Source organism: Mesorhizobium sp. L103C119B0, assembly GCF_000502235.1.
Taxonomy (GTDB): Bacteria; Pseudomonadota; Alphaproteobacteria; order Rhizobiales; family Rhizobiaceae; genus Mesorhizobium.
Window position 1 is genome coordinate 1 of record NZ_AYXE01000006.1, and the last position, 12,233, is coordinate 12,233.

The 12,233-nt window shown below is 63.0% G+C and carries 10 protein-coding genes and 1 pseudogene; 5 read left to right on the forward strand and 6 right to left on the reverse strand.

The window, feature by feature from the left end; genetic code table 11:
- Both X728_RS01000000166575 and X728_RS0134790 read left to right on the forward strand, forming a co-directional pair.
- Positions 1–553, forward strand: a 553-nt coding sequence (locus X728_RS01000000166575; RefSeq protein WP_032897611.1) for a hypothetical protein, incomplete at its 5' end; no start/stop codon positions are given.
- Between the two features lie 6 nt (positions 554–559).
- Complete coding sequence (locus X728_RS0134790; RefSeq protein ID WP_245266116.1) at positions 560–1,126, forward strand: RNA ligase family protein; 567 nt, start codon at positions 560–562, stop codon at positions 1,124–1,126.
- 381 nt (positions 1,127–1,507) lie between these two features.
- Here the strand turns inward: X728_RS0134790 and X728_RS155870 are convergent, their stop codons facing one another.
- From X728_RS155870 to X728_RS01000000166580, 4 genes and pseudogenes are all read right to left on the reverse strand, one after another.
- Positions 1,508–2,206 (reverse strand): ABC-type transport auxiliary lipoprotein family protein, encoded by a 699-nt coding sequence (locus X728_RS155870; protein WP_023825086.1) that lies wholly within the window; start codon positions 2,204–2,206, stop codon positions 1,508–1,510.
- On the reverse strand, positions 2,187–3,560 hold the full coding sequence (locus X728_RS155865; RefSeq protein WP_023690141.1) for an MlaD family protein: 1,374 nt from the start codon (positions 3,558–3,560) through the stop codon (positions 2,187–2,189). Before X728_RS155865 ends, X728_RS155870 begins: the two co-directional genes overlap by 20 nt.
- 14 nt (positions 3,561–3,574) lie before the next feature.
- Entirely contained in the window at positions 3,575–4,390 is an 816-nt protein-coding gene (locus X728_RS155860) for an ABC transporter ATP-binding protein (protein ID WP_196813641.1), read from the reverse strand.
- Positions 4,391–4,394: 4 nt separating this feature from the next.
- Positions 4,395–5,680 (reverse strand): annotated as a pseudogene (locus tag X728_RS01000000166580) (ABC transporter permease).
- Between the two features lie 77 nt (positions 5,681–5,757).
- On the opposite strand from X728_RS01000000166580, the gene dgcA reads away from it, so the two are divergent.
- Positions 5,758–6,741 carry an N-acetyl-D-Glu racemase DgcA gene (dgcA, locus tag X728_RS155855; protein ID WP_023684942.1) on the forward strand — a complete coding sequence of 328 codons (984 nt, stop codon included), beginning with the start codon at positions 5,758–5,760 and terminating at the stop codon, positions 6,739–6,741.
- On the opposite strand, the gene X728_RS155850 is transcribed toward dgcA, so the two are convergent.
- Both X728_RS155850 and X728_RS155845 read right to left on the reverse strand, forming a co-directional pair.
- Complete coding sequence (locus X728_RS155850) at positions 6,712–7,926, reverse strand: MFS transporter (protein WP_023831273.1); 1,215 nt, start codon at positions 7,924–7,926, stop codon at positions 6,712–6,714. The two genes, dgcA and X728_RS155850, sit on opposite strands and share 30 nt — an antisense overlap.
- Positions 7,927–8,030: 104 nt before the next feature.
- A complete protein-coding gene (locus tag X728_RS155845; protein ID WP_023831274.1) occupies positions 8,031–8,846 on the reverse strand; it encodes a UDP-2,3-diacylglucosamine diphosphatase in 816 nt (271 codons plus the stop codon).
- Between the two features lie 120 nt (positions 8,847–8,966).
- Here X728_RS155845 and X728_RS155840 point away from each other — a divergent pair, with 120 nt between their 5' ends.
- Entirely contained in the window at positions 8,967–9,746 is a 780-nt protein-coding gene (locus X728_RS155840) for an SDR family oxidoreductase (protein ID WP_023831275.1), read from the forward strand.
- A 159-nt stretch (positions 9,747–9,905) separates the two neighbouring features.
- A complete protein-coding gene (locus X728_RS155835; RefSeq protein ID WP_023831276.1) occupies positions 9,906–12,230 on the forward strand; it encodes an NADP-dependent malic enzyme in 2,325 nt (774 codons plus the stop codon).
- The last annotated feature ends 3 nt before the right edge of the window (positions 12,231–12,233 follow it).

Consider the following 12,233-nt stretch of genomic DNA (forward strand, 5'->3'; position numbering starts at 1 on the left):
TCCGCAGGCGCCGGTCGGCGGCCTGCGTGGCACGCTCGATATCGAACGCCCTGCCGAAGCACCGCGCCAGCGCGACGCCAACGCCCGCACGCCGCAAGGCGGCTGGGTGCGCGATCTCCTGACCGGGGCATCGCGCGAGGAGGAAGTCGCCAGGCCGGCAGCGCCCGCGGAAGCACCGCGCGCAACTCCCGCCCAGCGCTCGCCGCTGCATGTCATGGAGTCGCTCAACTCGCTCTCGGTCGATATTGCCCGGGCGATCGACCACGACGCCTCGATCGAGCTGTGGAACCGCTACCGGCGCGGCGAGCGTGACGTGTTCACGCGCCGCCTCTACACACTCAAGGGCCAGCAGACCTTTGACGAAATCCGCCGCAAATATCAGGCCGAGGCGGAGTTCCGCGCCGCCGTCGACCGCTACTGCGACGATTTCGAGAAGCTGCTCAAGGACGTCTCGCGCAACGACCGCGACAACATCATGGCGCAGACCTACCTGACGTCGGACACCGGCAAGGTCTACACCATGCTGGCCCATGCGAGCGGCCGTTTGCACTAGCTACGATTGCTGCATCAAAATGAAAAAGGCGGGAAATTTCCCGCCTTTTTCGTTTGTCATGGATCGAACAATGACGAGCGCAAAGAACTCAGGCTGCCCTTGCTGGCGCGATGGGCTGCAAGCTATGCCTCCAGCATGAGGAAATACGGTCGCACCTTTCATCTGCCGATATCGGTCGGAGCCACCAGCGACGACAAGGTCATGGCGTCGCTTGAAGGACTAAGGGTGGCTGATCTTGTGGTCACCGAGAAGATGGATGGAGAGAACACAACCCTTCATCGCGATGGCTCTCACGCGCGCAGTCCCGATAGCCGTTATCATCCATCCCGAGACTGGCTGAAGGCATTTGCAGCAAATGTTTCACCGCAACTTGCTGACGATGAACGGATTGTGGGCGAGAACCTCTATGCCCGACATTCGGTTGCGTATGATGCGCTGCCGTCATTTTTTCTTGGCTTTGCATGGATCATCGGGACCGAGATTCAACCGTGGGATTTGACCCTGGCCCGGTTTGAGGAACTGGGCATCACTCCTGTTCCCGGTAGTGTGCTGAGAGTTCTGCAAATTCGCTGAGAGGGGGCGGTCATGGCAGGCTGGTGATTGTTCACGTCACCTGATTNAAGCTCGCTCTGCGCCAAGCCGCATGACCAGCATCATGGCTGCCCCATTTTGCAGAACTTGACGCACACAACCCTGTTCCCACGCTCTATCGTGGGCCTTTCAGCCCCAACCTCTTCGATAATCTGGCTGCGTCCCTGGATAAGGCCAAGCAAGAAGGCTTTGTGGCTAGGGTTGCCGAAGCATTTGCTGAGGCAGACATGCCCATTCGCATGGGCAAATATGTACGGGCAGGACATGTCCAGAGTGAAACCCACTGGATGAAGGCAGAACTGGTCACCAACCGTCTGGCAGGCGGCTAAGGTTCCTGGGTCTCAAGCGCCTCGCCGGGTTCGCTCAGATAACCGAATCCGTCCAGCCCACAATATCCTTCGCCGCCTCGCCGAAGGCGCTGTCGAGCGCGTTGACATAGGCCGGATTGCCGCTGCCGGAGACGGGAGCGGATGCGGTAAAGCTCTTCGAGGCGCGCACCTCGCCGTTGCGGTCGTTCAGGATGCGTACGAAGAGATTGACCTCGGCATGCTCGCCACCATTGACGCGGACTTCGAAGGAGCGGATCTCGACGATAATTTGGTAGTCGATCGCCAGCCCCTCGCCCGGCTTGCCGACGCCGGCAAAGCTGCCGGAGCGCTGGAAGGTTTCGGCGAGCCTCGCCTGCACGATCAGCGGCAGCCGGTCGGCCCATTGCGCGCCCTTGAGATACTGGATCGAGCGATCTGACGGCTTGATGACGATGTTCTGGCTGTCCAGCGCCTTGAGCGCGGATGGCTGGGCGATCAGGATCTGGCGGCGGCTGTGGCCATGGGCGTCGATCGACGGGGCGGACAGCTCGAACGTATCGAGTGGCGCCGGCTTGCCTCCCAATGCCGCGCAACCAGCCAGCGTCAGGCCAAGCAAAACGGCCGCCGATTTATACCCACCCAACCCGAACGTCACTCGTGATCCCCACTGTCCCCGGATCGTATGATGAATCCGCATCCGCGGTCCATGTAATTGCTGCGGGCGGGCACGGAAGTCAACGCCGTGCCCTGCCATCGAACTGCCGGACCTCGCCGTCGCCGCCCGACAGGATGCGCTGCGGGTTGCGGCTGAGATCGGTCACCGCCTCTTCGATGCGACTGATCGAACGCCGGCTGTCCTGGACCAGCGCCTCGACATTCGACAGGCCCTGGCCCGAGAAGCGCGCGATGTTGTCGGTGATCGTGCCAAGCCGGGCGTTCAGCGTGTCGGCGACCTGCTTGAACGACTTCAGCGTGTCCCTGGCATCGGCCATGACGCCGTCGGCTTGGCCCGAACCGAGCAGCGTATCGACCCTTTTCAGGATGCCGTCGACGCGCACCGAGGCATCGTTGAGGCGCGACGCAAGCTGTTTGGCGTCCTTGATCGTCTCGTCGATGTCGTCGGCCCGGTCGGCGAACTTGTCGGTCACCTTGGCGATGTCGGCGGCGGCCTTGTTGGCATTTTCGCTGGCCTTCTGAATGTTGGCGAGCGCCACGCGCACCTGCGCCGGATCGATGCCGTCGAGCACATTGTCGACCTTTGCCAGCGTGCCTTGCGTGCGCGTGGCGAAATCGTTGACCGAGCCGACCGCGGTATCGACGTTCTTGATCACGCCGTCGAGCTGTCCGCTGGTCTCCTTCAGATTGGCGGTGACGGCGTCCACATTGGCGACGATGCTCTTGATCTTGTCCTTGTCGACGGCATTGAGCAGGCCTTCGGCAGCCTTCAGTGTGCCGTCGAGCTTGCCGGAAACACCCTTCAACTCGTCCGACAGCGCGCTGACGGCGGTCAGGAACTTGTCGATGCCGTCGGCATTCCTGGCCAGCGCATCGGAAAATGTCTGGGCGTTCTTGACGGTCTGGGTCAGCGGCCCGCGCACATCCCTGGTGAACCCTTCTAGGTCGGAAAGCACCTTGTCGGCACGGGTGAAGATATTCTGTGCCGTTTGCAGCAGGTTGGTGACCGCCGATGGATTGGCGATGATCTCGGCGGTCCTGCCTTCCTTTGCCGCCTCTTCCAGCAGGTTCGGTTCCTTGGGATCGGCGCCCTTCAATTCGATGTTGACCTGGCCGGCAAGGCTGGCGATGCCGATATCGGCCTGCGTCGATTTGGTGAGCGGCGTTGTCTGGTCGATCTCGGTCGTAGCAATGGCGGCATTGGGGTCATTGCGATCGAAATAGACGCGCTTGACCACCCCGACCTTGACGCCGTTGAACAGCACCAGACTGCCGGGGCCGAGGCCGGAGGCCGAACCCTGAATGCGCACGCGCAGCTCCGCCGTCTCGCCGCGATCACCGATCTGGGCGGTCCAATAGACGAACCCGAACGCCGCCAGGATTGCAGCCAGGGTGAAAATGCCGACAATGACGTAGTTGGCTCTGGTTTCCATTGCCCCACTTATGTCTATGCGCGCGCGGCAAGATCAAGTTGCCGAGCGCGTTTTCCGCGGAAATAGGATTTGACCCACGGTTCTTCGCTTTTCAGCATGTCGTCGATCGTGCCTTCGACCAGGATTTTCTTGTTGCCGAGCACCGCCACGCGGTCGCAAGCGGTAAACAGCGTGTCGAGATCGTGCGTCACCATATAGACCGTCAGATCCATTGTATCGCGCAGCTTGACCACCAGTTCGTCGAATTCGGACGCGCTGATCGGGTCGAGGCCGGAAGTCGGCTCGTCGAGGAAGACGATGTCGGGGTCGAGCGCCAGCGCCCGCGCCAGGGCGGCGCGCTTGATCATGCCGCCCGAAAGCTCCGAGGGAAATTTTTGCGCGGCGTCCGGCGGCAGGCCGACCAGTTCGATCTTGAGCAAGGCCAGTTCGTCCATCAGTTTCTTCGGCAGATCGAGATATTCGCGCATCGGCACCTGCACGTTTTCCTGCACGGTCAACGCCGAAAACAGGGCGCCGTGCTGGAAAAGCACGCCAAGGCGCATGTCGATGCGCAACCGTTCGATGTCGCTGGCCTTTTCGAGGTCGAGGCCAAACAGCTTGATCGTGCCGGACTGCTTGTGCAGCAGGCCGAGAATCGTGCGCAGCAGCACCGATTTGCCGGCGCCCGAGGCGCCGACGAAACCGAGGATTTCGCCGCGCTTGATGTCGAGCGCCAGTTTGTCGAGGATCAGCTTGTCGTCCAGGGCAACGGTGATGTCGCGCACCGACAGCACGATATCGCTTTCGCCCGTTCCCTGCATAGCCTTGGTCGCCTTTGAGTTTCTGCGCATCATGTCAGAACTCGATCGATGCGTAGAAGATGGCAAAAAGGCCATCGAGGATGATGACAACGAAGATCGATTTCACAACCGAGGCGGTGACGTGCAGACCCAGCGATTCGGCGCTGCCGCCGACCTTCATGCCTTCTACGGAAGCAATGGTGCCGATGATCATGGCCATGAACGGCGCCTTGATCAGCCCGGCGAAGATGGTGCTGATATCGATCGCGCCGCGCAGCCGGTCGATGAAGGCCGTCGGCGCAATACCGGAATAAAGCCAGGCGGCTAGGATGCCGCCGCCAAGAGCGGCAAAATTGGCGACGATGGTGAGACAGGGCAGCGCGATCACCAGCGCCACCAGGCGCGGAAACACCAGCACGCCGATCGGGTTGAGGCCGATGACCTTCAGCGCGTCGACCTCCTCGCGCATCTGCCGCCGGTGCTGGTCGGCGCCNCCAGGCGCGGAAACACCAGCACGCCGATCGGGTTGAGGCCGATGACCTTCAGCGCGTCGACCTCCTCGCGCATCTTCATCGAGCCGATCTCGGCGGTGATGGCGCTGCCGGAGCGGCCGGCGATCATGATGGCGGTCATCAGCACGCCGAGTTCGCGCAGGATCAGCACGCCGACCAGATCGACAACGAAAATGTTGGCGCCGAAATAATTGAGCTGGTAGGCGCCCTGCTGGGCGACGATGGCGCCGACGATCGCCGACATCAGCACCACCACGGGGATGGCGCCGACCCCCATGCGATCGATCTGGTTGAAGATCGCCGCCGGATTGATGGCATGGCCGCGCCCGAGCTTCATCTGGGCGCCGCCGATGGTGGCGCCGAGGATGTTCATCGAGGCGAGGAAATCGTCGCGCATCTCATAGATGCGGCGGCCGACCGCCTCCAGCCCGCGGAGGATGATGTTGGGGCGCCGGACGCCGCGCGATTCGGGCTCGCGCCGGACAGCTTCGCCAACGGCGCCGAGCAGGATCGAGGCGACATCGCTTTGCCCCTGCATCTTGATCTCGACACCCTTCTTTTCGAAGACACTGACCAGGCGATCGATCAGCCAGGCTCCGGCGGTGTCCATCTTCTCGATGTGGGAAAGATCCAAAGCGAGCGTCTGGAAGCCTTTGCGCTGCTCGATCTTGCGCATCTCGGCGTCGATCAGCGCCACTGTCGTCGTCGTCCAGATGCCGGAGAAAGCGCAGCCGAGGACGCCGCCCTCCTCGCCGACCGCAACGCGGGGCTGGTGGTCGGCCTCCTTGGCGGCGTTGCCGCTTGCGTCGCGTTTGCCGATGGTCAACATGGCGTCCTGTTTAGCCTGACGGGTCGTACCTGTCGATTTGCCGACGACGCGTTGTCGCATAGCCGGAGCAGAAAATTATGGCGCGTGTCATTTCGGTTGAGGCCGAGCGTTTTCCCATTGCCGGCACCTTCACCATCTCGCGCGGGTCGAAGACCGAAGCCGAAGTCATTACCTGCACGATCAGCGATGGGGACAATCGCGGATGGGGCGAATGCGTCCCCTACAAGCGCTATGGCGAGACCATGGAGGGGGTGCGCGACGCCACCGAGGCCATGCGCCGGCAGATAGAAGGCGGCATCAGCCGCAAGGAACTGCTCGATGCGATGCCGGCGGGTGCTGCCCGCAACGCCATCGATTGCGCCTTGTGGGACCTGGAGGCCAAGATCAGCGGCGTTGCGGTCGCGGACGCCATCCACGTTGTGCCCTTGTCGGCGCTGGAGACGGCCTACACGCTGTCGCTGGGCGAGCCGGAGGCAATGGCGGCGCAAGCCCGCGCCAATGCCGGGCGGCCGCTGCTCAAGGTCAAGATCGGCGGCGACAACGACTTGGCCCGCATCCGCGCCGTGACCGAAGCGGCGCCCGACAGCCGCATCATCCTCGACGCCAATGAAGGCTGGACCGATGCCAACATCATCGAGAATCTCGCTTTCGCCGCCGAACATGGCATAGCCCTGATCGAACAGCCGCTTCCCGCCGGCCATGATGCCATCCTGCGCCACATCGCGCATCCGGTGCCGATCTGCGCAGACGAAAGCGTCCACGAGGCGAAGGACCTCGAAGCGCTTGTCGGCCTCTATGACGCCGTCAACATCAAGCTCGACAAATCCGGCGGCCTGACCGCCGCCCTTACCCTTCGCAACCGCGCCCGGGAGCTGGGATTCGGCGTGATGGTCGGCTGCATGGTCGGCACGTCGCTGGCAATGGCGCCGGCTGTGTTGCTTGCACAGGGCGCCGAGTTCGTCGACCTCGACGGCCCGCTGCTGCTTGCCCGCGACCGCCAGCCCGGGCTCGTCTACCAGGGGTCGCTGGTGTCACCGCCTGACAGGATGCTGTGGGGCTGAACGCGCGGCGAGCCCGATCAGCGCCAGGCCGATGATGGCGATCGGGATCATCGCCAGGAAGCCGTCGACGCCGTAGCGCTCATAAAGCGGGCCGGACGCCAGCGTCACCGCCGCCATGAAGAAGCCGTTGAAGAAATAGGCAATGCCTTGCGCCGCACCCGTGCGTTCTTCCGAAACCGTTTCGCCGATCATCTTCTGCAGGCCGATCAACACCATCGCCACCGACACCGAATGCAGGGTCTGGACGCCGAAGAAACCGGCGACGCCAAGCCCGAGTGGCCAGATCAGCGGAAAGGCGATCCAGCGCACGATGGAGCCGATGCCGGCGATCAGCATCACCTTGACCACCGAGACCGAGGCAAAAATACGGTTGAAAAACACGAACATGCAGACCTCGGCCACTACGCCCCAGGCCCACAGCAGGCCAACGACGGAATCGCTGATGCCGACCGATTTCCAGTAGATGGAGACAAAGCCGTAGAGGAAGGCATGGCTGGCGGTGATGATGCCGACGCCGAGGGTGAAATACAGGAAATACGGATTGAGAAGGCTCGGCGCCTGATGCTGGATGTCGGCGGCCGAAAGCGGCGAAGCGCGGCGCGGGCGGCCAAGCCGCGGCGCCAGCAATCCGGCGACGAGCGCGGCAGACAGCGCCGCAAAGATGATTACCGGCACGGCCTCCGGGCTCGTCCAGGCCAGGATAAAGCCGCCTGCGACGTTGGCGCAGAGATAGGATATCGAGCCCCATTTGCGCATCGCGGTGTAGTTCGAGCCGAAGCGGCGCACGCCCGACAGCGCGAGCGAATCGGCGATCGGCGAATGCGGCGTCCACACCACCGTCAGCGCCAGCGATACGGCAAGCACCGCCGCATAGGTGGGAGTGAGGAAATAGCCGGCGGAAAGAACCATCGTCGCGGCCACCAGCGCAATATAGACATCCGCCCTGTCCTTCGCCCGGTCGGCCAGCGCGGTCAGCAGGGGTGTTGTCACCACGCGCAGGAACATCGGCGCCGCCAGGATGATGGCGATCTGCTCGGCGTGGAAACCCTGGGCATGCAGCCACAGCGGGAAATAAGGCACATGCGTTCCCAGCGACACGAATAATGTCGCGAAGATCAGACTCATGCGCAGTTCGAAATGGCGCGGCTTGACGAGTTGTTCGGGCGAGAGCGGCGGCAGCGACATGAATCGATCCAATTACGCTGCACAAAGGGCTGCAACGCAGATCGATCCCTTAACATGCGCGAAAGCGGTCCGAAACTGCCTGGACCAGTCGATTAACAGGAGGGTTATGCCGCTTCGACGACCCTGTCTTCGATCAGCAAGGGGATGAACGGCTCGTCCGGTACTTCGGGCAGCACCAGCGCCCAGTGGATGATCTCCATCTTGCCGTCGAAATGTTCGACCACCGCCGTGCAGCTCTCCACCCAGTCGCCGGTGTTGATGTACTGCACATCCTCATAAGTCTCGATGGCGGCGTGATGGATGTGGCCGCAGATGACGCCGTCGACATGCGAGCGGCGGGCCTCCTCGGCCAGCACCGTCTGGAACGAGCCGATGAAGTTGACCGCCTTCTTGACCTTGACCTTGGCCCAGGACGAGAACGACCAGTAAGGGAGACCCAGCAAATGGCGGAGCTTCGTCACCACGCGGTTGACCATCATCGCGGCGTCATAGGCGTAGTCGCCGAGATAGGCCAGCCAGCGTGCATTATGGACGACGGTGTCGAACTGGTCGCCGTGGATGACCAGCAGGCGCCTGCCATCGGCGGTTTCGTGGATGGCGCGGTCGGCAACGACGATGCCGCCGAAATGCACGCCTTGGAACTGGCGCGCGAATTCGTCGTGATTACCGGCGATATAGGTGATCGAGGTGCCCTTTCGCGCCTTGCGCAGCAGTTTCTGGACGACGTCATTGTGGCTCTGCGGCCAATGCCAGCTGCGCCGCAGCCGCCAGCCGTCGACGATGTCTCCGACGAGATAGATGATATCGGCGTCGTGATACCGCAGGAAATCTATCAGGAACTCGGCCTTGGCCGCCTTCGATCCGAGATGCAGGTCGGATATGAACATGCTGCGGAAAGTGCGGGTTTCTGTACCGGACATCAGATCGTCACCGTTGCTTTCGCGCAGGCTATGCCCCGATTCATGCAACAACCGTATGACGGTTGCGATTGGGCCAGCCAAAGGGCTAGCGTGCCGCGCCATTCACAGGAGAAAATCGTCATGGATCTTGGCATCAAGGGCAAGAAGGCCATCGTCTGCGCATCGAGCAAAGGGCTTGGCCGCGGCTGCGCCACGGCGCTGGCCGAGGCCGGCTGCGATCTCGTTGTCAACGGCCGCAATGCCGAGCTGCTGGCAAAAACCGCAGCCGAACTGCGCGAACGCTACGGCGTGAAGGTGACCGAGATCGTTGGCGACGTCTCGAAACCCGAGGTGCAGAAGGCAATCCTGGCCGCCTGCCCCGACCCGGATATCCTGGTCAACAACAATGGCGGCCCGCCCTTGCGCGATTTCCGCGAACTCGACCGGGCAAAGATCCTCGAAGGCGTGACGCAGAACATGGTGACGCCGATCGAACTGGTGCAGGCCGTGATCGACGGCATGGCCAAGCGCGGCTTCGGCCGCATCGTCAACATCACCTCGCTGTCGGTCTACGTCCCGATTCCCGGCCTCGATCTGTCGTCCGGCGCGCGCGCCGGCCTGACCTCGTTCCTGGCCGGCGTGGCGCGCACGGTGATCGACCGCAACGTCACCATCAACAGCCTGCTGCCGGGCAAGCTCGACACCGATCGGCTGCGCGGCCCGCATGAGGCCGGTACGATGGAAGACCCGGCAGCGGCCGCAGCGCGCAAGACCCGCATCAGCGCCGACGTTCCGGCCAAGCGGCTCGGCACGCCGGAAGAGTTCGGCCAGATCTGCGCCTTTCTGTGCTCGGCCCATGCCGGCTATCTCACCGGTCAGAACATCCCGGTCGATGGCGGCCTCTATGTCAGCGCGTTCTAAAGGGCTCGATGGATAGTCGGCAGGATTTCAGCGCAATTATTTGAAATAGTTCAATATTTCTGGCCCCGGTTGTTTTAGCCGCCCTTGCGTCATTTGGCGTCGCGAAAAACCATTTTTGCGTGCTAAAAGGCTGCAAAGCAGGTTTGAGGGAGCGGCCGCATGGAAGGCGAGAACAAGAAAACGGCACGTTCGGACCTCGACGAAGCCGCCCTCTACTTCCACAAGCATCCAAGGCCGGGAAAGCTCGAGATCCAGGCGACCAAGCCGCTCGGCAACCAGCGCGACCTGGCGTTGGCCTATTCGCCGGGTGTTGCCGCGCCCTGCCTCGAAATCCGCGACAATCCGGCAACCGCGGCCGATTATACAGCGCGCGCCAATCTGGTCGGCGTCGTCTCCAACGGCTCGGCCGTGCTCGGGCTCGGCAATATCGGCCCGCTCGCCTCCAAGCCGGTGATGGAAGGCAAGGCGGTGCTGTTCAAGAAATTCGCCGGCATCGACGTCTTCGACATCGAGATCGACGCGCCGGGCATAGAGCGCATGGTCGAGACGATCTCGGCGCTGGAACCGACATTCGGCGGCATCAATCTCGAGGACATCAAGGCGCCCGAATGCTTCGAGGTCGAGGCGCAGTTGAAGGCCCGCATGGGCATTCCCGTCTTCCATGACGACCAGCATGGCACCGCCATCATCGTCGCCGCCGCGGTGCTCAACGGGCTGGAATTCGCCGGCAAGACCATTTCCGACATCAAGATCGTCACCTCAGGCGCCGGTGCGGCAGCGCTCGCCTGCCTCAACCTGTTGGTCTCGCTTGGCGCCAAGGTAGAGAACATCTGGGTCACCGACCGCTTCGGCGTCGCCTACAAGGGCCGCACCGACGAGATGGATCGTTGGAAAGACCCCTATGTGAAGGACACCGAGGCGCGCACGCTGGCCGATGTGATCCCTGGCGCCGACGTTTTTCTCGGCCTGTCGGCCGCCGGCGTGCTGAAGCCGGAATTGCTTGATCATATGGCGCCTAAGCCGTTGATCCTGGCGCTGGCCAACCCCAATCCCGAGATCATGCCGGAGGTCGCGCGCGCCGCTCGTCCCGACGCGATGATCTGCACCGGCCGTTCCGATTTCCCCAATCAGGTCAACAACGTGCTTTGTTTTCCTTACATCTTCCGCGGTGCGCTGGATTGCGGCGCCAGCGCCATCAACGAGGAGATGAAGATGGCCGCGGTCAGGGCGATCGCCGCGCTTGCCCGCGAAGAACCATCCGACGTCGCCGCCCGCGCCTATTCCGGCGAGACGCCGATCTTCGGACCCGACTTCCTTATCCCCTCGCCCTTCGATCCCCGCCTGATCCTGCGCATCGCGCCGGCGGTGGCCAAGGCTGCCTGCGACACCGGCGTCGCGACCCGGCCGATCACCGACTTCGCCGCCTATATCGACCAGCTCAACCGCTTCGTCTTCCGCTCCGGCCTGGTGATGAAGCCGGTGTTTTCGTCGGCCAAGGCGTCGACCGCCAAGCGCGTCATCTATGCCGACGGCGAGGACGAGCGCGTGCTGCGCGCAGCCCAGGTGGTGCTGGAGGAAGGCATTGCCGAGCCGATCCTGATCGGCCGCCCGCATGTCATCGAGGTCAGGCTGAAGCGCTACGGCCTGCGTATCAAGCCGGGCGTAGATTTCGGCCTGATCAACCCGGAAGACGATCCGCGCTACCGCCATTATGTCGACCTGTTGATCGAGCTTGCCGGCCGGCGCGGCGTGACGACGGAGGCCGCGCGCACCATGGTGCGCACCGACAATACGGTGATTGCGGCACTGGCGCTGAAGCGCGGCGATGCCGACGCCATGATCTGCGGCCTCGAGGGTCGTTTCGAGCGGCATCTGCGCAATGTGACGCTGGTCATCGGACCACGCGCGGGCGTCAAGGACCGCGACCTGTCGACGCTGTCGATGCTGATCTCGCAACGCGGCATCGTCTTCCTCACCGACACCCATGTCTCGGTCGACCCGACGGCCGAGGAGATCGCCGAAATGACCATTCTGGCGGCGGAGGAAATCCAGCGCTTCGGCATCGAGCCGAAGGCAGCGCTTCTGTCGCATTCGGATTTCGGCTCGCGCGATTCACCCAGCGCGCTGAAGATGCGGCAGGCAGCGGCGATCCTGGCGCGCGTTGCGCCCGACCTGCAATGCGACGGCGAGATGCATGCCGATTCAGCCCTGTCGGAGCATCTGCGCCAGCGCGTCTATCCGCATTCGCGGCTGAAGGGCGAAGCCAATCTCCTGGTGTTCCCCAACCTCGACTCCGCCAACATCACGCTGACCGCGCTGCGCACGATGATGGATGCGCTGCATGTGGGCCCGATCCTGCTTGGCACCGACAAGCCGGCGCATATTTTGACGCCGTCGGTGACGTCGCGCGGCGTCGTCAATATGACGGCGCTGGCGGTGGTCGAGGCGGCGCACAAGGCGCAGGCGGTGGTTCATTTCGGCTGAGTT

Bases quoted from the DNA above. Each gene is read 5' to 3' on its own strand.
- X728_RS155870 (WP_023825086.1), bottom strand. From the start codon at position 2,206: ATGGCAGGGCACGGCGTTGACTTCCGTGCCCGCCCGCAGCAATTACAT.
- X728_RS155865 (WP_023690141.1), bottom strand. From the start codon at position 3,560: ATGGAAACCAGAGCCAACTACGTCATTGTCGGCATTTTCACCCTGGCT.
- X728_RS155860 (WP_196813641.1), bottom strand. From the start codon at position 4,390: ATGCGCAGAAACTCAAAGGCGACCAAGGCTATGCAGGGAACGGGCGAA.
- dgcA (WP_023684942.1), top strand. From the start codon at position 5,758: ATGGCGCGTGTCATTTCGGTTGAGGCCGAGCGTTTTCCCATTGCCGGC.
- X728_RS155850 (WP_023831273.1), bottom strand. From the start codon at position 7,926: ATGTCGCTGCCGCCGCTCTCGCCCGAACAACTCGTCAAGCCGCGCCAT.
- X728_RS155845 (WP_023831274.1), bottom strand. From the start codon at position 8,846: ATGTCCGGTACAGAAACCCGCACTTTCCGCAGCATGTTCATATCCGAC.
- X728_RS155840 (WP_023831275.1), top strand. From the start codon at position 8,967: ATGGATCTTGGCATCAAGGGCAAGAAGGCCATCGTCTGCGCATCGAGC.
- X728_RS155835 (WP_023831276.1), top strand. From the start codon at position 9,906: ATGGAAGGCGAGAACAAGAAAACGGCACGTTCGGACCTCGACGAAGCC.